The organism is Kribbella amoyensis (assembly GCF_007828865.1).
GTDB classification, from domain to species: Bacteria; Actinomycetota; Actinomycetes; order Propionibacteriales; family Kribbellaceae; genus Kribbella; species Kribbella amoyensis.
The window spans coordinates 1,922,908-1,942,622 of record NZ_VIVK01000001.1 but is presented as its reverse complement, the minus strand read 5'-3'; the positions used below and the strand labels follow the sequence as shown (position 1 = coordinate 1,942,622).

22 protein-coding genes, 1 pseudogene and 1 riboswitch are annotated in these 19,715 nt (G+C 70.9%); of the genes and pseudogenes, 9 read left to right on the top strand and 14 right to left on the bottom strand.

The genetic code is table 11. The annotated features are described in order from the left end of the window. The first annotated feature begins 38 nt into the window (after positions 1–38). The gene (locus tag FB561_RS09295) at positions 39–1,631 is read left to right on the top strand and encodes a bifunctional phosphatase PAP2/diacylglycerol kinase family protein (protein ID WP_145805047.1); all 1,593 of its coding nucleotides are present in this window, start codon (positions 39–41) and stop codon (positions 1,629–1,631) included. Here FB561_RS09295 and FB561_RS09290 read toward each other — a convergent pair. Beyond that, complete coding sequence (locus tag FB561_RS09290) at positions 1,628–2,122, bottom strand: DUF4446 family protein (RefSeq protein WP_238334732.1); 495 nt, start codon at positions 2,120–2,122, stop codon at positions 1,628–1,630. The genes FB561_RS09295 and FB561_RS09290 overlap by 4 nt on opposite strands. 141 nt (positions 2,123–2,263) lie before the next feature. Between FB561_RS09290 and larB the strand changes: the two genes are divergently transcribed. Both larB and larC read left to right on the top strand, forming a co-directional pair. Next, a complete protein-coding gene (larB, locus tag FB561_RS09285) occupies positions 2,264–2,980 on the top strand; it encodes a nickel pincer cofactor biosynthesis protein LarB (RefSeq protein WP_145805043.1) in 717 nt (238 codons plus the stop codon). Continuing rightward, a complete protein-coding gene (larC, locus tag FB561_RS09280) occupies positions 2,977–4,287 on the top strand; it encodes a nickel pincer cofactor biosynthesis protein LarC (RefSeq protein ID WP_145805041.1) in 1,311 nt (436 codons plus the stop codon). The genes larB and larC overlap by 4 nt, the downstream gene beginning before the upstream one ends. Before the next feature lie 3 nt (positions 4,288–4,290). Here larC and FB561_RS09275 read toward each other — a convergent pair whose 3' ends face one another. The 4 genes from FB561_RS09275 to FB561_RS09260 form a co-directional block, all read right to left on the bottom strand. Then, positions 4,291–4,608, bottom strand: a complete 318-nt coding sequence (locus FB561_RS09275) for a cupin domain-containing protein (RefSeq protein ID WP_145805039.1) — start codon at positions 4,606–4,608, stop codon at positions 4,291–4,293. Positions 4,609–4,632: 24 nt separating this feature from the next. Then, positions 4,633–6,192 carry an MptA/MptB family glycosyltransferase gene (locus FB561_RS09270; RefSeq protein WP_145805037.1) on the bottom strand — a complete coding sequence of 520 codons (1,560 nt, stop codon included), beginning with the start codon at positions 6,190–6,192 and terminating at the stop codon, positions 4,633–4,635. Beyond that, entirely contained in the window at positions 6,189–6,944 is a 756-nt protein-coding gene (locus tag FB561_RS09265) for a glycosyltransferase family 2 protein (protein WP_145805034.1), read from the bottom strand. Before FB561_RS09265 ends, FB561_RS09270 begins: the two co-directional genes overlap by 4 nt. Before the next feature lie 83 nt (positions 6,945–7,027). Then, a complete protein-coding gene (locus FB561_RS09260) occupies positions 7,028–7,630 on the bottom strand; it encodes a dihydrofolate reductase family protein (RefSeq protein ID WP_145805032.1) in 603 nt (200 codons plus the stop codon). 238 nt (positions 7,631–7,868) lie between these two features. Here FB561_RS09260 and FB561_RS09255 point away from each other — a divergent pair, with 238 nt between their 5' ends. From FB561_RS09255 to FB561_RS09245, 4 genes are all read left to right on the top strand, one after another. Beyond that, positions 7,869–9,083 (top strand): arginine deiminase, encoded by a 1,215-nt coding sequence (locus tag FB561_RS09255; protein ID WP_145805030.1) that lies wholly within the window; start codon positions 7,869–7,871, stop codon positions 9,081–9,083. Between the two features lie 328 nt (positions 9,084–9,411). After that, a riboswitch (SAM riboswitch) is annotated at positions 9,412–9,528 on the top strand. Positions 9,529–9,628: 100 nt separating this feature from the next. Then, positions 9,629–10,093, top strand: coding sequence for a GNAT family N-acetyltransferase (locus FB561_RS38205; protein WP_202880575.1), 465 nt, complete (start codon positions 9,629–9,631; stop codon positions 10,091–10,093). Then, the gene (locus FB561_RS38200) at positions 10,069–10,374 is read left to right on the top strand and encodes a GNAT family N-acetyltransferase (RefSeq protein ID WP_202880574.1); all 306 of its coding nucleotides are present in this window, start codon (positions 10,069–10,071) and stop codon (positions 10,372–10,374) included. Before FB561_RS38205 ends, FB561_RS38200 begins: the two co-directional genes overlap by 25 nt. Before the next feature lie 113 nt (positions 10,375–10,487). After that, complete coding sequence (locus tag FB561_RS09245) at positions 10,488–10,865, top strand: peptidase inhibitor family I36 protein (protein WP_170284610.1); 378 nt, start codon at positions 10,488–10,490, stop codon at positions 10,863–10,865. 57 nt (positions 10,866–10,922) lie between these two features. Here the strand turns inward: FB561_RS09245 and FB561_RS09240 are convergent, their stop codons facing one another. The 3 genes from FB561_RS09240 to FB561_RS09230 all read right to left on the bottom strand — a co-directional run bounded on the left by FB561_RS09240 (position 10,923) and on the right by FB561_RS09230 (position 13,531). Continuing rightward, positions 10,923–11,891 carry a DUF5926 family protein gene (locus FB561_RS09240; protein WP_145805025.1) on the bottom strand — a complete coding sequence of 323 codons (969 nt, stop codon included), beginning with the start codon at positions 11,889–11,891 and terminating at the stop codon, positions 10,923–10,925. 37 nt (positions 11,892–11,928) lie between these two features. Continuing rightward, positions 11,929–12,330, bottom strand: coding sequence for an ATP-binding protein (locus FB561_RS09235; RefSeq protein WP_238334731.1), 402 nt, complete (start codon positions 12,328–12,330; stop codon positions 11,929–11,931). Positions 12,331–12,655: 325 nt separating this feature from the next. After that, positions 12,656–13,531, bottom strand: coding sequence for a glycerophosphodiester phosphodiesterase (locus FB561_RS09230; protein WP_145805020.1), 876 nt, complete (start codon positions 13,529–13,531; stop codon positions 12,656–12,658). Positions 13,532–13,716: 185 nt separating this feature from the next. Here FB561_RS09230 and FB561_RS39180 point away from each other — a divergent pair. Next, positions 13,717–14,037 (top strand): annotated as a pseudogene (locus FB561_RS39180) (alcohol dehydrogenase catalytic domain-containing protein); the annotation flags it as partial. Between the two features lie 53 nt (positions 14,038–14,090). Continuing rightward, positions 14,091–14,684: a zinc-binding dehydrogenase gene (locus FB561_RS38190; protein ID WP_202880573.1), complete on the top strand. Its 594-nt coding sequence runs from the start codon at positions 14,091–14,093 to the stop codon at positions 14,682–14,684. 57 nt (positions 14,685–14,741) lie between these two features. Here the strand turns inward: FB561_RS38190 and FB561_RS09220 are convergent, their stop codons facing one another. The 6 genes from FB561_RS09220 to FB561_RS37790 form a co-directional block, all read right to left on the bottom strand. Continuing rightward, the gene (locus tag FB561_RS09220; protein ID WP_238334730.1) at positions 14,742–16,079 is read right to left on the bottom strand and encodes an LLM class flavin-dependent oxidoreductase; all 1,338 of its coding nucleotides are present in this window, start codon (positions 16,077–16,079) and stop codon (positions 14,742–14,744) included. Then, positions 16,076–16,804, bottom strand: a complete 729-nt coding sequence (locus tag FB561_RS09215) for an ABC transporter ATP-binding protein (protein WP_145805018.1) — start codon at positions 16,802–16,804, stop codon at positions 16,076–16,078. The genes FB561_RS09220 and FB561_RS09215 overlap by 4 nt, the downstream gene beginning before the upstream one ends. Then, positions 16,780–17,634: an ABC transporter permease gene (locus FB561_RS09210; RefSeq protein WP_145805016.1), complete on the bottom strand. Its 855-nt coding sequence runs from the start codon at positions 17,632–17,634 to the stop codon at positions 16,780–16,782. The genes FB561_RS09215 and FB561_RS09210 overlap by 25 nt, the downstream gene beginning before the upstream one ends. Next, on the bottom strand, positions 17,631–18,698 hold the full coding sequence (locus tag FB561_RS09205) for an ABC transporter substrate-binding protein (RefSeq protein WP_145805014.1): 1,068 nt from the start codon (positions 18,696–18,698) through the stop codon (positions 17,631–17,633). The genes FB561_RS09210 and FB561_RS09205 overlap by 4 nt, the downstream gene beginning before the upstream one ends. A 33-nt stretch (positions 18,699–18,731) precedes the next feature. Next, on the bottom strand, positions 18,732–19,283 hold the full coding sequence (locus FB561_RS09200; RefSeq protein ID WP_145805012.1) for a flavin reductase family protein: 552 nt from the start codon (positions 19,281–19,283) through the stop codon (positions 18,732–18,734). Between the two features lie 170 nt (positions 19,284–19,453). Then, positions 19,454–19,600, bottom strand: a complete 147-nt coding sequence (locus FB561_RS37790) for a hypothetical protein (protein WP_170284609.1) — start codon at positions 19,598–19,600, stop codon at positions 19,454–19,456. Between the last annotated feature and the right edge of the window lie 115 nt (positions 19,601–19,715).

Below are 19,715 nucleotides of genomic sequence, written 5' to 3'. Positions count from 1 at the left end.
CATCTGCCGGGGAACGTCGAGGGGGTCACGGGCGGGCCATGAACCACCATCCACCCAGCCACCTCGGACGCGCGTTGACCGTGGTGCTGGGGGCCCTGCCGTTCGCGGTGATCACCATCCTGGTCTTCGAGGACTGGCCCCCGCTCCGCCGCTGGGACCTGTCCGTCGCCGCCCGCGCCGCGGAGTACGGCGCGACCCGGCCGGACTGGGTGGACCTGTGGCAGGTGCTGGGCGCGGTGATCCTCCCGTGGGTCTCACGAGCCGTCATCCTCGGGGTCGCGATCTACCTCTGGCATCGACGGGCCCGGCTGCTCACCGTCTGGCTGGTCGTCACGGCGGCGTCCGAGCTAATCCTCGTGTTCGTGGTGAAGAACATCTTCGAGCGGCCCCGGCCGGCCGATTTCCTGGTCGAGACCGACAGCTGGTCCTACGTGTCCGGGCACGCCACCGCCGCGTTCGTGATGGCCGGTGCGCTCGGTGTCGTCCTGCCGTCGGTCCGTGGCTGGCGACGCCGGTTCCGGTTGCTGGTGACCCTGCCGACGATCGCGATCGTGCTGCTCGTGTCGGTGGACCGGATCGCGTTGAACGTGCACTACGTGTCCGACGTCCTCGGCGGCTGGGCCCTCGGCCTGGCGATCCTGACGACCACCTCGATCTGCTTCGGCCTCCGGCCAGGGCTGCGCCGGCGCCGCCGGAGTACGCCGTCGGGGGACGACGACGGGACCACGCCACCCCGGGCCGCCGTGATCGTGAACCCGATCAAAGTCGGTGACGGGGTCGCGTTCCGGCGCAAGGTGACCCGGGCGCTCGCGGTCCGCGGGTTCGAGGAGCCGTTGTGGCTGGAGACCCGGGAGGACGACGCGGGCAACGCGATGGCCAAGCGCGCGATCGAGTACGAGTCGGACCTGGTCCTGGTGGCGGGCGGCGACGGTACCGTCCGGGTGGTCACCGCGGCGCTCGCGTCCACCGGGATCCCGGTCGGCGTGATCCCGGCCGGGACCGGCAACCTGCTGGCCCGGAACCTGCACGTCCCGCTCGACCTGGACGACGCGCTGGAGCGGATCCTGGACGGGCGGGACCGGCGGATCGACCTCGTCAAGGTGCACGGGGACGGCCTGGACACGGACCGGTTCGCGGTGATGGCCGGGCTCGGCCTGGACGCGGCGATCATCTCCGACGCGCCGCCGCACCTGAAGGCGCAGATCGGCTGGACCGCATACCTGGTCTCGGCGGCGAAGAACATCAACCACCCGTCGGTGAAGGTCCGGATCACGCTCGACGACCAGGAGCCGGTGGAGCGCCGGGTCCGGACGGTCGTGGTCGGCAACGTCGGCATGCTGCAGGCCAACATCCCCTTGCTCCCGGACGCCCGGCCCGACGACGGCCTGATCGACGTCGTGGTGATCGCGCCGCGCCGGGTGACCCAGTGGCCGCTGGTGTTCTGGCGGGTGATGACCCGGACGACCCGGACCGAGCTCTACCTGGAGCGGTTCACCGGGCGGAAGGTCGAGATCACCGCGTCGGTGGACGTCCAGCGCCAGCTCGACGGTGACGGGATCGGCCCCGGCCGGTCACTCACGGCCGAGGTGGAGCCGGGCACCCTCATCGTGCGAGTGCCCAGACAACGCTAGTGCCCCGCGTCGGAAGTGCCGGCGGCTCGTTTGCGCAGGGTGTCGAGTGCCTCCTGCTCTTCGGGGGAGAGCTTCGCGTCGCTCGCGAACCCCTTGACCTCCTTGGCGTACGACCTGGCGTCGTTGCGGCTGTTGATCGACGTCAGAACCACACCGTCCCCCTTGTCGTCCAGCAGCGCCATCGACCAGGACAGCTGGCCGCCGCTGTCGCCGAACGCGTCGTACCGGACGACGGCGAGGTGCTGCAGCGTCTCGCGGACCTCGCCGCGGGTCTTGTCCAGGTCCTTGGTGAGCTTACGCAGCTCGGCTTTCACGGTGCCCGGCTTGGGCTCCGGCTGGGTGTCCTGCGGTTCGGGCCGCGGTACGGGCGGTGCCGGCGCGGACTTGGCCGGGTCGGACTGCGCTCGCAACGCCTGGATGGCGAACACGAGCGCGAGCACCGCCACGAAGAGGGCGGCGATCCCGAAGGCACCGGCTAACGTCGAAGACACGCACTGCAGCCTAACGGGTGCCGTGTCCGGCCGAGTGCGGTGCGTCGCCCGGGCGGGCCTCGGGGTGCGACGCCGCGTGGCTTGGCACCGCCGGCTGGGCCGGAATCGGCGGATCGGGGTGCGGGCACGTAGATTCGCAGCGTGACTCATCTGCCTGACCCCGGCCCGCAACCCGGCGTGCACGACCTCGGGTACGCCCGGCTCGACACCGATCGGCTGGAACGTACCGGTGACGCCGAGGTGGTCTACGGCGCCGGTAAGACGCCCGCCCAGGTCGTGGAACTGCTCCGCACCCTGCACGCGAACCACCCCGGCCACGCCGTCCTCGCCACCCGCCTGACCGCGGAGGCGCAGGAGCTGGTCGCCGTCGAACTGCCCGACGCGACCGTCGACCCGGTCGGCCGGACCGCGGTCCTGGGTACGCCCCCGGTCTCGAGCGGCACGGTCGCCGTGGTGTCCGCGGGGACGTCCGACGCGCCCGTCGCTGCCGAGGCGGCGACCACCGCGCAGGTCTTCGGTGCGGGCGTCGACCTGATCACCGACGTCGGGGTGGCCGGGCTGCACCGGGTGATGGGTGTCCGCGAGCGGCTGGCCGCGGCCGACTGCCTCATCGTGGTGGCCGGGATGGAGGGTGCGCTGCCGAGCGTCGTCGGCGGACTGGTCGGGGTACCGCTGGTCGCCGTACCGACGTCGGTCGGGTACGGGGCGTCCTTCGGTGGGTTGGCCGCGTTGCTGGGGATGCTGAACTCGTGCGCGCCGGGGGTCTCGGTGGTGAACATCGACAACGGGTTCGGCGCCGGGGTGTTCGCGGCCCGGGTCGCGCGGCAGTCGGTTCCCGCGGAGGTGAAGGAGCGGTGAGGGTCGCCTGGATCGACTGCTCCGCGGGCGCGTCCGGGGACATGCTGCTCGGCGCCTTCCTGGACGCGGGCGCCGATCGCGACGTCGTGAACGCGGCCGTGGGTTCGGTGGACCCGTCCCTGTCGGTCCGGACCGAGGCGGCGCTGCGGCACCAGATCGCGGCGACGAAGGCCTCGGTGTTCGTCGGGGACAGCCCGCATCCGGAGAACGACCCGGAGGCCGCGTACGCCGATCCCGCCGACGCTGCGCAGAACCACGGGCACGGCCATGGGCACGGTCACGACGACGCTGGTCATGGGCACGGCCACGGTCACGCGCCCGGTGGTGAGGGCGGCGGGACGCGGTCGTGGGCCGAGGTGCGCGGGGTGATCGAGGCGGCCGGGCTGGATCCGGCGGTCCGCGACCGCGCGCTGGACACGTTCGCGCGGCTGGCCCGGGCCGAGGCGAACGCGCACGGGGTCGAGCCGGACGCCGTGCACTTCCACGAGGTCGGCGCGCTCGACGCGATCGCGGACATCGTCGGCGTCGCGGCCGCGTCCGTGTCGCTCGGGCTGGACCGGATCGTCGTCTCCACGATCACGCTCGGCGGCGGCCGCCAGGTCCGCGGTCAGCACGGCGGGATCCCGGTCCCGGGCCCCGCGGTCCTGCACCTGCTGACCGAGGCGGAGGCGCCGGTGGTCGGTGGGACCGCGCCGTACGAGATGACCACGCCGACCGGTGCCGCGCTGCTCGCCACGCTGGCCGACGAGTTCGGGATGATGCCGCCGATGCGGATCGTCCGGACCGGCGTCGGCGCGGGCGGCCGGGATCCGGTCGAGGTACCGAACATCGTCCGGGTGATCATCGGCGAGACCGCCGACCGGCCGGCCACCGAGCTCGTCTACGAGACCAACGTGGACGACCTGGACCCGCGGATCTGGCCGCAGGTGCTGGCCCGGTTGCTGGAGGCGGGCGCCGCCGACGCGTGGCTGACGCCGATCCTGATGAAGAAGGGCCGGCCCGCGTACACGTTGTCGGTGCTGGTCGGCAGCGCGAACGCCGACGCGGTGCGCGCGGTGGTGCTGACCGAGACGTCCGCGATCGGGTTGCGCGAGTTCCCGATCAGCAAGCACGCGGCCGAGCGGTCCTTCGAGAGCGTCCAGGTGCGGGGCCAGCGGATCAGCGTGAAGATCGCCCGGTACTCCGGTCGCGTGGTCAACGTGCAACCGGAGTACGACGACGTGGTGGCGGCCGCGGCCGAGCTGAAGCAGCCGGTCAAGTCGGTACTCGCCCAGGCGATCGCCGCGGCCCGCGAGCTCTGGGACTGACGGTCAGCGGCCGGAGTACGGCGGCGCGAAGAAGACGAGCAGGGCGAGGTCCTCGGTGACGTCGGTGAAGCGGTGCTCCTCCTCGGCCGCGACGAACAGCACGTCACCGGGACCGACCGGCTCGGCCCCGTCCGGCGTCACGAAGGTCGCGCGCCCGGTCGTGACGACGTAGATCTCCTCCTCGTGGTGCGGCGCCTGGTCGTCGACGCCGCCGGCCGGGATGGAGTACGTGCCGACCGACAGCGAGGAGGTCCGGAGCTGTTCGACGTAGTTGTTCGGGTCCGCGTGCTCGAAGACGCCCGCCCCTGAAAGCTTCTGCATCCGCCCGAGGGTAGTACCGGACGGTTAGTGCGCGGAGGCCTTTTCCGGGGCAGTTTTCGCTTTGCGCTTCGGCCAGTCGTACGGCCACCACTGAGCGCCGCCCCGACGGGCCCAGATGATCAGGCCGATCAGCACCGCCAGCTCGATCGCGGGGCAGATCGTGTCCCGCAGCCGCGCGGAGAACCACTCCAGCGAGTCCGACAACGAGGCGGCGACCTGGCGCGCGTTCGGATCGCGGCCCGGTACGTAGGCGATCGCGAGCATCGTCGTCCGGACCACCATCAGTTTGTCCACTTGTGAGGACGCCACCGCCGCGAGCGCGATCCACGCGATCAGGTCGTACCAGGGCAGCGTGTACATCGAGGTGAGCAGCCAGGCGACGGCATAGATCGCGGTGTACCGGATCGCGTCGGGGGTGCGGTCCTCGGGATGCGTCTGCGGGACCAGCGACTTCGGGAACACCTGGGAGATCAGGATCGCCACGAAGACCAGACCGACCCAGGCCGCGATCGCGAGCAGCGTCCGGACCAACGCGCCGGGCAGGAACAGGTCGAAAAGGCTCAGCAGCACCTTGTGCGGGGTGCCGGTGGAGATGAACGACGTCTGCGACCGGGCCTGCTGGAACGCCTGCAACCCGACCACGGCGTACAGGCCGACCATCGCGACCGCGCCGCCGAGGCAGAACATCACCGCACGCCGTCGGTCCGCGCGCAACGACCAGAGCATGGCCACACCGACCAGGCCGATCGACAGCTTCGTACACCCGGCGACGCCGAGCATGATGCCGGCCCAGAACACGTGCCGGCGGAACAGCACCAGCGCGATCACCGCGAACATCACCGCGATCGCGTCGTTGTGCGCCCCGGCGAGCACGGTCCACAGGATCAGCGGGTTGGCCAGGCCGAGCATCGCCACCCGGCGACGGCCGGCCGGGTTCTTGCCCACGAGCTTGATCAGGAGCAGACCGGAGACCACGAGGCTGATCGCGACCGACAGCTGCAGCATCCACACGGTCAGCTGCATCGAGTCGCCGCCGACCCAGGAGGAGAACCACTGGATCCACGTCGCGATCGGGCCGTAGACGCTCTTCGCGCCCTGCCACGGCCGCTCGGTCGCCGCGATCACCGGGTCGTAGCCGAGCCGGATCGTGTCCGCCGGCGCCGTCGTGTACGGGTTGCCGCCGAGCGACATGATCCGCCCGTACGCGGCGTAGATGAGCACGTCGCCGGAGGCCATCGGCGGGACCACGGTGATGGCCGCGATCGTACCGATGCCGAGGGCAATCAATCGGTCGAGCCGGGGGGCCCAGCCGTTCTTCAGCGCCCGGGCGGCCAGGAAGACGCCGTACCCGCCGAGCAGGATCGCGACGTAGATCAGCACGCTGACGAGCCAGTCGTTCGGCTTGCTGTCGAACCAGTACGAGGGCAGCCAGGCGTGCCGGTTGGTCAGGGTGAGCACGACGACCGACGGGCCGAGCAGGCCGACCGTGACGATCAGGGCGGCGGAGGCCAGGTACAACCCGACGGCGCGGCGGCCGTCCCGGTTCGCCTGATCGGTCGGTGCGGTGACTTCGGTGGAGCTCATCGGGCCGGCTTCCGCGCGGGCAGGGCGCTGCGGGCGGCCAGGGCACGACGGACGTGCAGGAACTGCCGGCCTCGGTGCAGCTGGCCGCGCAGGTCGGTCCCGGTCGCGCGGTGCCGCACGTCGATCGGGACCTCGAGAATCCGGAAGCCCTTCCGGCCGAGGTCGATGCTCAGGGCGGTCTCCACCCCGAACCCGCCGGCCAACGGCAGCGCGGCGTCGAACGCGGCGCGCGTCAGGCAGCGCTGCCCCGACAACGGCTGCTCCGGCGCCCAGCCGGTGGCCTCCTCGATCCCGGCCCGCGCCAGCCGCACGACGAACCCGTGGCCGCCGGCCTTGCTGCCGTCGGCGCGGACCTGGACGGGCAACGTGCCGATCGTCATGTCGGCGCGCCCGGACTGGACCGGCTCCAGCAGCGGCTCCGCGCCGGTGGCCGAATCGGTCAGGTCCGCGTCCAGGAAGAGCAGGTGCCGGGCCCGGGCCCCGTCCCGGCGGCCGACCTCGGCCGCTCCGGTCTCCATCGCGGCGGCCTTGCCCTGGTTCTGCTCGTGCTGGACCACGACCGCGCCCGCGCGCTCGGCGGCTTCGGCCGTCCCGTCACCGGATCCGTCGTCGACGACCACGACGAGATCGACCCCGACGATCTTGCGGACGGCGTCGACGGTGGCCGCGATCCGCGCGACCTCGTCCTTCGCCGGAATCACACAAGCGACTCCACGCTGCTGCTCGACGGACGGCTGATCATTCCCGGACACGCACCGCAGCCTAATTGCTCCCGAGCCGATCGCTCTCCTCCGCACCCGTCGGCTGTGGATATCTCGTCCTTTCGTACGAAAGATCAGGAGCGGACGCGGTCGTAGTAGAGGCAGAGCGCGCCGGACTCGGTCGGCACCGAGTGGGTGAGCCGCCACGACGTCGCCGGGAGGCCGTCCTCGAACAGGCGGTCGCCGCCGCCGACCAGTTCAGGGGCCAGGGTGATGCTGAGCCGGTCGAGCTCGTCCGCGGCCAGCAGGGCCTTGATCACGCTGCCGCTCGCCAGCACGACGATGTCGCCGCCCTCCTGCTGCCGGAGCTCGCGGACCACGGTGGCCGGGTCGGCGTCGACGATCCGGGAGTTCTGCCACGGCGACTCGGTCAGCGTCGAGGAGAAGACCACCTTGTCCACCTCGTTCAGCCAGCGGGAGAAGGCCCGGTCCTGCGGGGCCGCGTTCTCGTCGTCGGCCACGGCCGGCCAGAAGCCGCCGAAGCCCTCGAAGTTCTTCCGCCCGAGCACTGCGGTGGTAGCCGGGCTGGTCACCTTCGTCATGTGGTCCCGCGCGCCCTCGGTGATCGCGTGCGGCACGATCCAGGTCATGTCGAAGTCGCCGCCGGCGCCGTTGACCCGCCCGTCCAGCGAGAGGGTGATGTTGCCGACGACGGTGCGGGCGTTCTGCTGGGTCATTCTGGTTCCTCCGGTTCGGTACGCCCTGGTCGGCGTGGGCACCATCCTGTTCCCGGCCCCGGGTCCGGAACATCGGCCAGCTGGCCGATCTGTCTCCGCCGCGCCGGCCGACCCGTCCGGCACCGGTTTGGCGTTCGCCCGAAATTGTCGGACAATCAGACAGATTGGTGCGGGTCCGCGCGTTCGGAGCGAGCCTGCCGTAGCTTGGTGAGAGCGACTCAACGGAGAGGGCACGGGCATGACTGAGGCCTACGGCGTCGACAGCGAGGTCGGCCCGCTGCGGACGGTGATGCTGCACCGGCCGGGCAACGAGCTCCGCCGGCTGACCCCACGCAACAACGACAAGCTGCTGTTCGACGGCATCCCGTGGGTCGGCCGGGCACAGGAGGAGCACGACGCGTTCGCCCAGGCCCTGCGGGAGCGCGAGGTCGAGGTGCTCTACCTCGGCGAGTTGCTCACCGAGGCCCTGGCCGACCCCGCCGCCCGGCAGACCGCGATCGACGGCGCCGGCGAGGACCTCCGGCTCGGCGACACCCTGCGCGACTACCTGCGCACCGCGATGAGTTCGCTGGACCCGGCCGGGCTGGCCGAAGCGCTGATGGCCGGCGTGCGGAACGACGAGGTCCGGGCCGGTGGGCTCGTCACCTCGCTGCTCGCCCACGAAGACTTCCTCATCGACCCGCTGCCGAACCTGCTCTTCACCCGCGACTCCAGCGTGTGGATCCGCGATTCGGTGGCGGTGACGTCGCTGGCGATGCCGGCCCGGTCCCGCGAGACCCAGCTGACCGAGCTGATCTACAGGTTCCACCCGCGCTTCACCGGCGCCGACAAGGTGTACGACCACCAACTCGAGCACGTGGAAGGCGGCGACGTGCTCGCCCTCGGCCCCGGCGTCCTCGCGGTCGGTGTCGGCGAGCGGACCACCCCGGCCGGCGTCGAACGACTGGCCCGCCGGGTCTTCGCGAAGGACCTGGCCCACACCGTCCTCGCCGTCCCGATCGCCCAGCAGCGGGCCACGATGCACCTCGACACCGTCTGCACGATGGTCGACGTCGACGCCGTGCTGATGTACCCGAACATGGCCGAGGAGATGCGGGCCCTCGCCGTCACGACCGACGGCGACCAGCTGCACGTGGCCGAGCCGGAGCCGTTCCTGGTGGCGGCGGCCAAGGCGCTCGAGATCGACACCCTCCGTCGCATCGACACCGGCCTCGACCCGGTCACGGCCGAACGCGAGCAGTGGGACGACGGCAACAACACCCTCGCCCTGGCCCCGCGGGTCTGCATCGCCTACGAGCGGACCGTCGAGACCAACGCCCGCCTGGAGGAGTCCGGGATCGACGTCATCCGGATCTCCGGCTCCGAGCTCGGCTCCGGTCGCGGCGGCCCGCGCTGCATGTCCTGCCCGATCCTTCGCGACCCGCTCACCAGGTCGGCCGACTCGGGTCGATGACGCTCTGTCGACCGTCGTTCGATCCACCCCGTGGAACGCGATCACTCACAGTGAAGTAAGCCTTGCGACACACGGAGTGAAATCGGGGGTTGTCCCCGGCCCGTCTTGTGAGTAGTCTTCATGCCTAGGCCCAGGCCCTGTTGCTCCCCCGTCAGCAGGACTTGGGCCGTCCACGTTCCTGGGGCCAACCCAGGCCTCCGAAGGGCCCGCACCTCGTGCGGGCCCTTCGGCATTTCCGGCCGCGCCCTGGTCCGGGGCTCGGTTGTGTGGTGAAGTCGGAAGGAAATCCACGGGCCGCGGCGCGAATCCGGTGCTAAGGTCCGCGACAGGTCAAGAGCGCCAGCGCGAAGCCCCGGCTCGCTGGCCGGCAACCCTCGTAGCAGCGGGTGGGGTGCCCCGGGTGATGACCTGGTCCGGTACGCCGAGTACCGGGCAAGCCGCGACCCGAAAGGACCGTGCGTCTCATGCGCTCCGGCGAACCTCCCCCGCCTTCCACCGCGGGCCCCCCGACACCGGCACGACCCGAGCAGGATCCCGGCGACTCCGTGACGGCGGATCCGGCCCGGTACGACGGCCGCGGTGCTCGGATGGCCGGCGAGTTCGTGTTGACGGCACCCGTGCTGGTGGGGGAGTTCGTGCGGCTGGAGCCGTTGGAGTACCGGCACGCGGCCGATCTCGCGGTCGCGGCCGAGGAGGATCGGAGCAGTTACCGGTACACCTGGGTACCGACGGCCCAGGAGATCGACGACTACCTCGCGGCCCAGCTCGCTCGGGCCGATACCGGGCGACTGGCCCCGTACGCGCAGGTGGACCCGGCCACCGGACGGGCGATCGGCGCGACGGCGTACTGGGATCCGCGGCCCTGGCCGGACGGTACCGGGCTGAGCGCGATCGAGGTCGGGTTCACCTGGCTCGCGGCGTCGGCGCAGCGGACGGGGGTGAACGCCGAGGCGAAGCTCCTGCTCTTCAGTCACGCCTTCGAGCAGTGGGGTGTCGCCCGCGTCGACTGAAGACCGATGCCCGCAACCTGCACTCCCGCGCCGCCATCGAGAGCGTCGGCGCCACCTACGAGGGCACCCTGCGGAGCTGGTCCCGCTCCTGGGTCCCGGGTGAGGAAGATCGCCTCCGCGACTCCGCGATGTACTCGATCATCGACAAGGACTGGCCGACCCGCCGCACCCGTCTCCAAGCCCGGCTGGCCCTGCTCCGCCCCACCAGCCAGGGCACCAACCAGCCCCTGCCCAAAGTCCGTCGAGGCAAAGCCCGAACCGGCTGGGCCACCGGCTGGTAATCCGGGCCCTCCGCAACAACCCGGGAAGGCATCGGTCCTGGCGGCAGATCCGCGGCAGTTCCATGACAGTGCCGACGGCAACTATTGCCGGCAGACACCGACGAAGGGACTCCATGAAGAAATCGCTGACCAGAACTACCGCCGCACTCGCGACGGTCGCTGCTGCCACGGCAGTACTTACGCCCGCCGAGGCCGCTACGACTGCGGCGTGGGACTGCCCCGCGGACGCCTACGGCTGCCTGTGGGACGGCTACCACGGCACTGGCGACCGCTACGTGGTTCGCGCGACCGGCGGGTACCTCCTGCCCGCCGGGTACAAGGACAAGATCTCGTCGATGCGGGCCGTCCGGGCCCGAAAGATCATCCTGTACAACTGGCACGCAGACAAAGCTGCGTACGTCCCCATCTACGAGGTGTTCGGTCCCAACGGCGTGGGGGCCAACGTCCTTCCCCACGAGAACACCGCGGACCGAATTGTGGTCCAGGTCTGAGCGCTGCGGGATAGAGCTGGTCCCCTGCTGCCCGTCTGCAGCAGGGGACCACTGGTTTCAGCGGATGGTGAGCTGGCGGCTGGCCAGGCCGGCTCGGGCGGCTCGCTCTTCGGTGCTGAGCGGGGCTTCGGTGGCGAGCGCCTTGTCGAGGGCGGCGGCGAAGTCGGCGGCCGGCTTCTCCAGGTCGGCGGCCTCGGCGTCGGCGGGGAGCTCCCAGACCGGGGCAAGGACCCCGAGGGCCCGGAACGAGCCGATCAGGCGGCTGCCGTCGGTGAGGGCCGAGCCGCCGGCCGCGTGCAGCCGGGCCAACGCGTCGAGCAGGGTGTCCTCGGCGTGCGGCATCACCCAGCGCAGGTACCGGCGGTCGCCGATCTGGGTCCAGTACGCCGCGTCGACCGAGTCCAGGCGGACCGTCGGGGAGGCGGCGGCGTTGGCGCGTTCGAGGCCGGCGGCGACCTCGCCGGTCGGGTCCTCGACGTTCTCGCCGACCCAGAAGTCGAAGCCCTCGTGCACCTTCACGGTGATCGGCTCGCTGGTGTCGATCAGGTCCTGCAGCCGCGGACCGTCCTTCAGCAGGTCACCGAGCTGGATCGGGTTGCCCGGCTCGGTGGTCAGCGCGGCGGTGATCGCGTGGCCGACGTCGCGACTCGGGTCGCCGGTGGAGGCGTGCGTCTGCAGGCCGATCCAGATCGACTCGTCGTCGCGGACCAGGCCCGGCATCGCCATCGGCAGCAGGGTGACCAGATTGACCTTCTTGCCCGCGTGCTCGCCGGTCAGCGTCACCTCGGCGGACCCGGCCGGGACGATCTCGCGGAACGCGATCAGGTCGCACTCGGCCGGCAGCCCCTCGAACGGCCGCACCACGAAAGTGTCCGCGGCCTGCGCCTGCTCCCGCCCGTGGCACTGCTTGAACCGCTTGCCCGAACCACAGGGGCAGGGCTCCCGCGGCCCGACATCGACCAGGTCGGCCGGGTCGAGCGTGACGGTGGAGGTGTTCTTGGCGCGGTTGCGCGACTTCTTTCCCATGACCGCAGTCTTGCAGCTACCCCCACCCGGTCGTTAGTCAGCGCGGGATGACCGCGTAGACCGTGCGATGGGTGGTGCCGGTACGGATGCCCCAGTCGCTGGTCAGGACGTCGACGATGGCCAGGCCGCGGCCGCCGATGGACTCGGGGTGCGCGTCGGCGATCCGCTGCGGCTCCGTGTCGCCGCGGCCGTCGGTGACCTCGAGGTGGATCCCGGCCTTGTCGACCCACCAGGTGGCGCGGACCTCGCCGGTGGGGAGTGCGGGGGCGTAGCGGATCGCGTTCGACAACAGTTCGGAGAGGACCAGTTGCGCATCGTCACGAGCGTTCTCGGCGACCCGGAGGCGCTGGAGGTAGCCGGCCAGGCGGCGACGGGCATCCGCCACCGCGGACACTTCGTGCGGCAGGACGACATCCACAACGCTCACATCAGCAGGCATGGTCGCAGAGGACAAGCAGGGTCTCCTCGGTCATCGGAACAGCACTGACAGTTCTGCCCAAGATCGAGGCATTGAAAACACCTGCCGTTATTCCGTTACAGATCGGCATGAAACATCACACGTTTAGCAGAGAAACCGTGACAAACCGGACGAAATCGAACGTGCAAATTACCGGTCGCATTCATCTCGTCACGCAACCGGACTCATTCCAGTGGATCTCCGGCCGCGGCTGAACGACCGCCCGGCCGGACGGCCGAGAGGGATGTACCCCAGCGCGGGCCCACCTATACCTCCGACCCGGAACCTTGCAGGAAGCTGCAGCGCCCTAAAGCTTGCGGGGAGTGCGGCGGAGCGGGCGGCGGGCCGTCCTGGGGCGGCGGAGGGCCAGCGGGAGGGCCGGAGTGGGGTCGGCGAGCGTCTTCAGGGCCTGCTGCGGGCGGTCGCTGATGATGGCGTCCACGCCGATGTCGCGGCAGTGCCGGACGTCCTCGTCCGCGTTGACGGTCCAGACGTGGACCTGGTGGCCGTGCTTGTGCGCTCGGTCGACGTACTCGGGGTGGGCGGTGACGATCTCCAGGCTCGGACCCGCGTACGAGACGCCGGTCGGGAGCGAGCCGTCGCGGAAGCGCAGCGGCACCCGGTCCATCAGCAGGACCGTCCGCAGCCCCGGCGCCATCGTGCGGACGCGGCGGAGCGAGAGCCAGGAGAACGACATCACCCGGGCCGGGGACTCGGTCCCGATCCGGGGATGGGCCCAGCCGAAGCGGTCCAGCGCCTCGATCAGGCGGCGTTCGACCAGCCCGGCGTACCGGGTCGGGTGCTTGGTCTCGATCGCCAGCTCGATCGGGCGGCCGGCGTCGCGGACGGTGGCGAGCAGGGTTTCCAGGGTCAGCACCTTGGTGACGTCCGGGTCGGGCAGGTCGGCCTCCTCGTCGAGGTCGGCCCACGGGTGCTTCCAGGAGCCCCAGTCGAAGGCGTCGAGCTCCTCCAGGCTCATCGTCGACAGCACGCCGGTCCCGTTCGAGGTGCGCTCGATCCGGCGGTCGTGGACGCAGACCAGGTGGCCGTCGGAGGTGAGCCGGACGTCGCACTCGAACCCGTCCGCGCCGGCGTCCAGAGCGCGCCGGTACGCCGCCAGGGTGTGCTCGGGACTGTTCTCACTCGCGCCGCGATGAGCAATGACGCTCGGGCGTTTCGCCATGAGGTCAACTCTGGCACGTCGGTCCGGGGCCGCGTCACCCAGCCACGCCGAGTCGCGGGAAAACGATTGCAGCCGGGGCCGCCGATAAACCCGGAAGGCGAAAAAGATTCACGCGCGGACAAAGCCGGTCCCGGCCTCCGCGCGGGGAATACGAAACCACCCGGCAAACTGGACCGGTGAATGAGATGCGCGCCGTCGTCCTGACCGGCCCCGTTCCGCCCGAAGAACTCCGCGTCACCCGGGTGCCCATTCCCGTCCCGCCGGCCGGCTGGGTCCGGATCAAGGTCGAGGCCTTCGGGCTGAACCGGTCCGAGTACCACCTCCGGGCCGGCCTGGCGACGAACGCCCGGTTCCCGGTGATCCCCGGGATCGAGGCCACCGGCACGATCGACCTCGCGCCCGGCGGCGAGTTCGAGCCCGGACAGCAGGTGGTCGCGATGATGGGCGGGATGGGCCGCGAGTACGACGGCGGGTACGCCGAGTACGTCGTCGTCCCGGCCGGCTCCGTGATCCCGGTCCGTACCGAGCTCGACTGGGCCACGCTCGGCGCCCTCCCCGAATGCTGCAGACCGCCCACGGATCGCTGCACACCGGCCTCGGTATCCAGGCCGGCCAGACGTTGCTCGTCCGTGGCGGCACGTCCTCGATCGGCGTCGCGGCGGCCGTACTCGCGAAGGAGGCCGGCCTCACCGTCCTCTCGACGACGCGGAACCCGGATCGCCTTGCCCTGCTGGCGAAACTCGGCGTCGACCACCCTCTTGTCGATGACGGCGACGTCGCCGGCCAGGTCCGCGCGATCCGGCCCGAAGGCGTCTACGCGGCCCTCGAGCTTGTCGGCACCAACACCCTGCCGGACACCTTGCGCGCGACCGCGATCCACGGCACCGTTTGTTTCACCGGCATGCTGAGCGACGCGTGGACGATCCCCGACTTCTACCCGATCGGCTATCTCCCGAACGGCGTCCGGCTCACCGCGTACGGCGGGGAGAGCTCGGACCTGCCCGCCGACGCGTTCCAGCGGTACGTCGACCTGGTGGCCGCGGGCCGGCTGCCGATCCGGATCGACCGGGTCTTCGCGCTGGAGGAGATCGGCGCGGCGCACCGGGTGATGGAGGACGGCGCCGCCGTCGGCAAACTCGTCGTCCGGGTCTGAGGTCCAACAGAAGAAGGCCCGGGACGGCCGCCACCGTCCCGGGCTCCTTCACCCAGGTCAGGCAGTTGCCTCCTGCAACGAAGACGTCCGGCCCACCGGGCGGGCGAGACCGTAGTGCTCGCGCAACGTCGTCCCCTCGTACTCCCGCCGGAACAACCCGCGCTCCTGCAGCAACGGCACCACGTGCTCCGCGAACGCGACCAACCCCGACGGCAGCACCGCGGGCATGATGTTGAACCCGTCGGCCGCACCCTGGTCGAACCAGTCCTGGATCGCGTCCGCCACCTGCTCCGGCGTCCCGCTGAAGGTACGGTGACCGCGGCCACCACCCAGCCGGCCGATCAGCTCCCGCACGGTCAGCTTCTCCCGGTGAGCCAGGGAGACGATCAGCGTGTACCGGCTCTTCGCGCCCTCGATTTCGTCCTCGTCCGGCAACTCGGCCGGCAGTTGCTGGTCCAGCGGCAGGTCGTCCGGGGACACCCGCAACGTCCTGGCCAGCTGGGCCCGCGCGTACTCGGGCTTGATCAGCTCGTCCAGTTCGCGTTCCAGCGCGAGCGCCTCGGTCTCGGTCGACCCGATCACCGGCACGATGCCCGGCAGGATCTTGATCCCGTCCGGGTCCCGGCCGAGCGCGGACGTCCGGGCCTTCAGGTCGGCGTAGAACGCCTGCGCGTCCGCCAGCGTCTGCTGCGCGGTGAACACGGCCTCCGCGTACCGCGCGGCCAGGCCCTTCCCGTCCTCGGACGAGCCGGCCTGGACGATCAACGGGTACCCCTGGGGCGCCCGCGGCAGGTTGAGCGGCCCGCGGACCTGGAAGTGCCGGCCGAGGTGGTCGATCGGCCGGACCCGCTCGTTGTCGCCCCAGACGCCGGCCGCCTTGTCGGCGATCGCGGCACCGTCCTCCCACGAGTCCCACAGCTTGAAGGCGATCTCCAGGAACTCGGCCGCCCGCTCGTACCGTTCCGCGTGCGCGGGCTGGTCGGATAGGTTGAAGTTCCGGGCCGCCTCGGGACCCGCGGTGGTGACCACGTTCCACCCGGCCCGGCCACCGCTGACGTGGTCCACACTGGCGAACCGGCGAGCCAGGTTGAACGGCTCGTTGTACGTCGTGGACGCGGTCGCGATCAGGCCGATCCGGGAGGTGGCGGCCGCGATCGCGGTGAGCAGGACCGTGGGTTCGAGCGAGCCCGCGGGCCGCCGGCCGATGTCGCCGAGCAGGACCGGGGAGTCGGCGAAGAAGATCGAGTCGAACTTCGCCCGTTCGGCGATCCGGGCCAGCTCCCGGTAGTGCTCGACCTCGGTGTTCGCGAACGGGTTGCTCTCCGGCAGCCGCCAGGACGCCTCGTGGTGCCCGGTGCTCATCAGGAACGCGTTCAGGTGCAGATGTCTGGTCACAGCGAAACTCCCAGAGCGTCGAGAAGGCGGGCCCGGATCGCGGCGAACCCGGGGTCGGCGGGACTGCGCGGAGCGGCCAGCTCGATCCGCTCCTCGGCGACGATCCGGCCCTCGTCCAGCACGATCACCCGGTCGGCGAGCACGATCGACTCGTCCACGTCGTGGGTGACCAGCAGGACCGCGGGCTGGTGCGCCTCGCAGAGTTTCCGCAACAGGACGTGCATCTTCAGCCGGGTCAACGCGTCCAGGGCGCCGAACGGCTCGTCCGCGAGCAGCAGCTCCGGTTCGCGGACCAGTGAGCGGGCCAGGGCGACGCGCTGCTGCTCGCCCCCGGACAGCTCGTTCGGCCAGGCCTTCTCGCGACCGGCGAGCCCGACCTCGGCCAGGCTCTGCCGCCCCTTCTCGGCCGCGTCACCGGACAGCCCGAGCACGACGTTGTCGAGAACACGGGCCCAGGGCAACAACCGGGAGTCCTGGAAGACCACCGACACGTTCGCCGGGACGGCCAGCTCGCCGGTACCGGTGACGTCGTGGTCGAGTCCGGCCAGCGCGCGCAGCAAGGTGGATTTGCCCGAGCCGCTCTTGCCGAGCAGGGCGACGAACTCGCCCGGCGCGATGGTCAGGTCGAGCTGGTCCAGGACCGCCCGCCCGTCGTAGGAGCGGACCAGGTCACGGACCTCGACCGCAGGAGCCAGTGTCGTCAGTCCGCCAGGGTGCGTCGCCATGACAGGGCCCTCCTCTGAACCAGTCGTACGATGCCGTCGGAGAGCAGGCCGAGGATGCCGTACAGGACCAGGCCGACGATGATGATGTCCGTCTGCCCGTAGGTCCGGGCCAGCTCCATCATGTAGCCGATGCCGCTGGTCGAGTTGATCTGCTCGACCACGACCAGCGAGAGCCAGGCCCCGGTGACCGCGAACCGCAGGCCGAGCAGGAACCCGGGCAGCGCGCCCGGCAGGACCACCCGGCGGATGAACTCCGACCGGGACAGGCCGACGGTCTGCGCGAGTTCGACGTACCGGCTGTCGATGGTGCGCAGGCCGTTGTGGGTGTGGATGTAGATCGGGACGAAGACGCCGAGGGTGATCGTGGTGATCTTCATCGACTCACCGATGCCGAGCCAGAGGATCAGCAGCGGCAGCAACGCCAGCGACGGGATCGCCCGCTTGATCTGGATCGGCCCGTCCAGGATCGCCTCGCCGATCCGGCTCAGGCCGGACAGCAACGCCAGCACCGTGCCGAGCAGGACGCCCAGGCCGAGCCCGACGACGGCCCGCTGCGTCGAGGTGAGCAGGTTGGACTGCAGCCGGCCGTCGGCGATCAGGTCGCCGGCGGTGGTGACGACGGTCCACGGTGCCGAGAGCACCCGTGGATCGAGCCAGCCGACGGCGGATCCGATACTCCAGATCACCAGCAGCAGAGCGGGTCCGATCGCGGCGCCGAACCGGATCGGCCGGCCGGGACCGAGCCGCTTGCGGGCCCGGACCGGCTGGGTGACGACGGTGCGCTCGCGCTCGGCGCGCACCCCGGACAAGGTCGCTGTCTGTCCGCTCATTTCGCTGCTCCCGCTCCGGCGGCCTTGATCGCGTCGGGCGCGACGCTCTGGAACCGCAGGTCGTAGAGGTCCTTGGCCTGGATCACGTCGTTGCCGGTCTCCTGTGCCAGCAACTCGATCGTTTCCTGCTGCCGCTCGATCGCGGCACTCCAGTCCCCGCTGATGTCCGGGTGCCCGGCGTTGTCGACGAGCCACTGCCCGTCGGCCGCGGTCAGGCCCTGGTCCTTCACGTAGTACCCGTCGATCCATTCCTTCGGGTGCTTGTCGGTCCAGTCCTGGGCGACGCCCCAGGCAGCGACGTACGCACGGATCGCGGCGGCCTTGCCGGCGTCCTCCAGCGACTCGGTCGCGACGTACAGGTGACCCGCGTCGTCGCGGATGCCGTGCCGGATGGTGGCGGCGCCGTCCTTGCCGTACTTGCTCAGGTACCGCTTGATCTGGACGCCGCCGATCGGGGCGACGTCGACCTGCTTGGCCGACAACGCGCTGGAGTAGACGTCACCCGTACTGGGCAGCTCGACCAGCTTGACGTCCTCCTTGGTCAGACCGGCTTTCTTCAGCACCTTGAGGACCAGCGCGCCCTGGGCCTGGCCGGGGCTGAACGCGACCTTCTTGCCCTTCAGGTCCGGCAGTGTCTTTACCTGGACCCCGGGCGCGATGCCGAGCTCGTAGATCGGGTGGTTCAGCGCGTCCTGGCGGAACTTCGAGGCGACGATCTTGACCTGCAGCCCGGTCCAGGTGGCGTGGATCGGCGGGATCTCGGCGACCGAACCGACGTCGAGCGCCTTGGCCCGGAACGCCTCGGTGGTCTGCGGACCGCCACTCAGGTTGGCGAACTGGACGAACTTGTCCACCTTGCCGAGTTGGCCGGAAAGCTTCAGCGCCTTCTCGGTGGTCGGGTCGCCGACGACGATCTTCACGCCGTCCGGGACCTCGGTCGGGAGCGCGGCGTCGAGGGCCAGCTTCGGGCCACCGGCACCCGCGTTGGCGTCACCACCGCAGCCCGCGAGCAGCGTGGCGGCTGCCAGGGCTCCGGCGAGGGCGACGAGTGATTTCTTAGGCATGGGCGGAGTGCCCTCCTTCGTGCGTCAGGGGTGTCAGGCGGTGGTGACGTACTGGCCGTCGTGGTAGAGCAGCGGGCTGTGCTCGCGGCGTTCGGCGTGGCCGGCGAGCCGGGCCACGACGATGTGGTTCTCGCCGACCGCGAACCGGTGCTCGACCTGGGCCCGCAGGAAGCTCGGGGCGTCGTCCAGGACGGGTTCGCCGGTGCCCAGCCGGGACCAGCGGGTCGGCTCGGCGAACCGGTCGATCCCGCTGGTGGCGAACCGGCCGGCCAGGTCGCGCTGGCCGGCGTCCAGGAAGTTGATCACCAGGCTGCCGGTGCTGCTGATGGCCGGCCAGCTGGACGCGGAGGTGGCGAGCGAGAACGACACCAGCGGCGGCAGCAGGCTGACCGAGACGAGCGAGGTCGCGGTGAAGCCGACCGGGCCGTGGCCGGCGTCGGCGGTGATCACCACGACACCGGCGGCGTGCCGGCGGAAGACCGAGCGGAACACGGCGGCGTCGACGGTCCGCTCCTCGGTGTGGTCGGGCACGACGGTGAGCCCGGGCCGGCCGTTCTGGGCAGGGTTGAACGCATGGACGGACATGGCACTCCCTCGGGGCAGGGACGAACCGATCGCGACCGACGGTGGTGCGACCGGGTGGGTGGGATTCAGCGGGCCGTCAGCGGCCCCTCATCGGCGTACGGCGTGGTCCGCGCCCGGCGGTGGGCGGGGACCCGGTCCGGCGGCCTCGGCAGGCCGCGGGGTACGGGTGATCAGCGACAGGTGGCGCTGGCCGTGAGCATCTGATCGATGACCCGGCGGCGGGTGAGCAACCGGGAGGTCAGCACCGGCAGCAGGTGGTCGTGCGCGTGGCGCGTCGCCACTCCACCCTCTGTCCCGCGCGGCCCGGTCGTCGTCATGTCAACGACTCTCTCATCAAAGTCGACTCGATCAGTAGACAATCTCGGGATACGGGACGGTTGTCCGGAACTGACCACACCGTGGGACGACACGGCAGCGGGTTGCCCTCACACC

What these genes read in the sequence shown, in the direction of transcription:
- FB561_RS09260 (WP_145805032.1), bottom strand. Translation starts at nt 7,630, where the DNA reads ATGACCCAGCAGAACGCCCGCACCGTCGTCGGCAACATCACCCTCTCG.
- FB561_RS09245 (WP_170284610.1), top strand. Translation starts at nt 10,488, where the DNA reads ATGAAGAAATCGCTGACCAGAACTACCGCCGCACTCGCGACGGTCGCT.
- FB561_RS09275 (WP_145805039.1), bottom strand. Translation starts at nt 4,608, where the DNA reads ATGCAGAAGCTTTCAGGGGCGGGCGTCTTCGAGCACGCGGACCCGAAC.
- FB561_RS09270 (WP_145805037.1), bottom strand. Translation starts at nt 6,192, where the DNA reads ATGAGCTCCACCGAAGTCACCGCACCGACCGATCAGGCGAACCGGGAC.
- FB561_RS37790 (WP_170284609.1), bottom strand. Translation starts at nt 19,600, where the DNA reads ATGACGACGACCGGGCCGCGCGGGACAGAGGGTGGAGTGGCGACGCGC.
- FB561_RS09215 (WP_145805018.1), bottom strand. Translation starts at nt 16,804, where the DNA reads ATGGCGACGCACCCTGGCGGACTGACGACACTGGCTCCTGCGGTCGAG.
- FB561_RS09295 (WP_145805047.1), top strand. Translation starts at nt 39, where the DNA reads ATGAACCACCATCCACCCAGCCACCTCGGACGCGCGTTGACCGTGGTG.
- FB561_RS09205 (WP_145805014.1), bottom strand. Translation starts at nt 18,698, where the DNA reads ATGCCTAAGAAATCACTCGTCGCCCTCGCCGGAGCCCTGGCAGCCGCC.
- FB561_RS09235 (WP_238334731.1), bottom strand. Translation starts at nt 12,330, where the DNA reads ATGCCTGCTGATGTGAGCGTTGTGGATGTCGTCCTGCCGCACGAAGTG.
- FB561_RS09210 (WP_145805016.1), bottom strand. Translation starts at nt 17,634, where the DNA reads ATGAGCGGACAGACAGCGACCTTGTCCGGGGTGCGCGCCGAGCGCGAG.
- FB561_RS09230 (WP_145805020.1), bottom strand. Translation starts at nt 13,531, where the DNA reads ATGGCGAAACGCCCGAGCGTCATTGCTCATCGCGGCGCGAGTGAGAAC.
- FB561_RS38190 (WP_202880573.1), top strand. Translation starts at nt 14,091, where the DNA reads ATGCTGCAGACCGCCCACGGATCGCTGCACACCGGCCTCGGTATCCAG.
- FB561_RS09255 (WP_145805030.1), top strand. Translation starts at nt 7,869, where the DNA reads ATGACTGAGGCCTACGGCGTCGACAGCGAGGTCGGCCCGCTGCGGACG.
- FB561_RS09240 (WP_145805025.1), bottom strand. Translation starts at nt 11,891, where the DNA reads ATGGGAAAGAAGTCGCGCAACCGCGCCAAGAACACCTCCACCGTCACG.
- FB561_RS09200 (WP_145805012.1), bottom strand. Translation starts at nt 19,283, where the DNA reads ATGTCCGTCCATGCGTTCAACCCTGCCCAGAACGGCCGGCCCGGGCTC.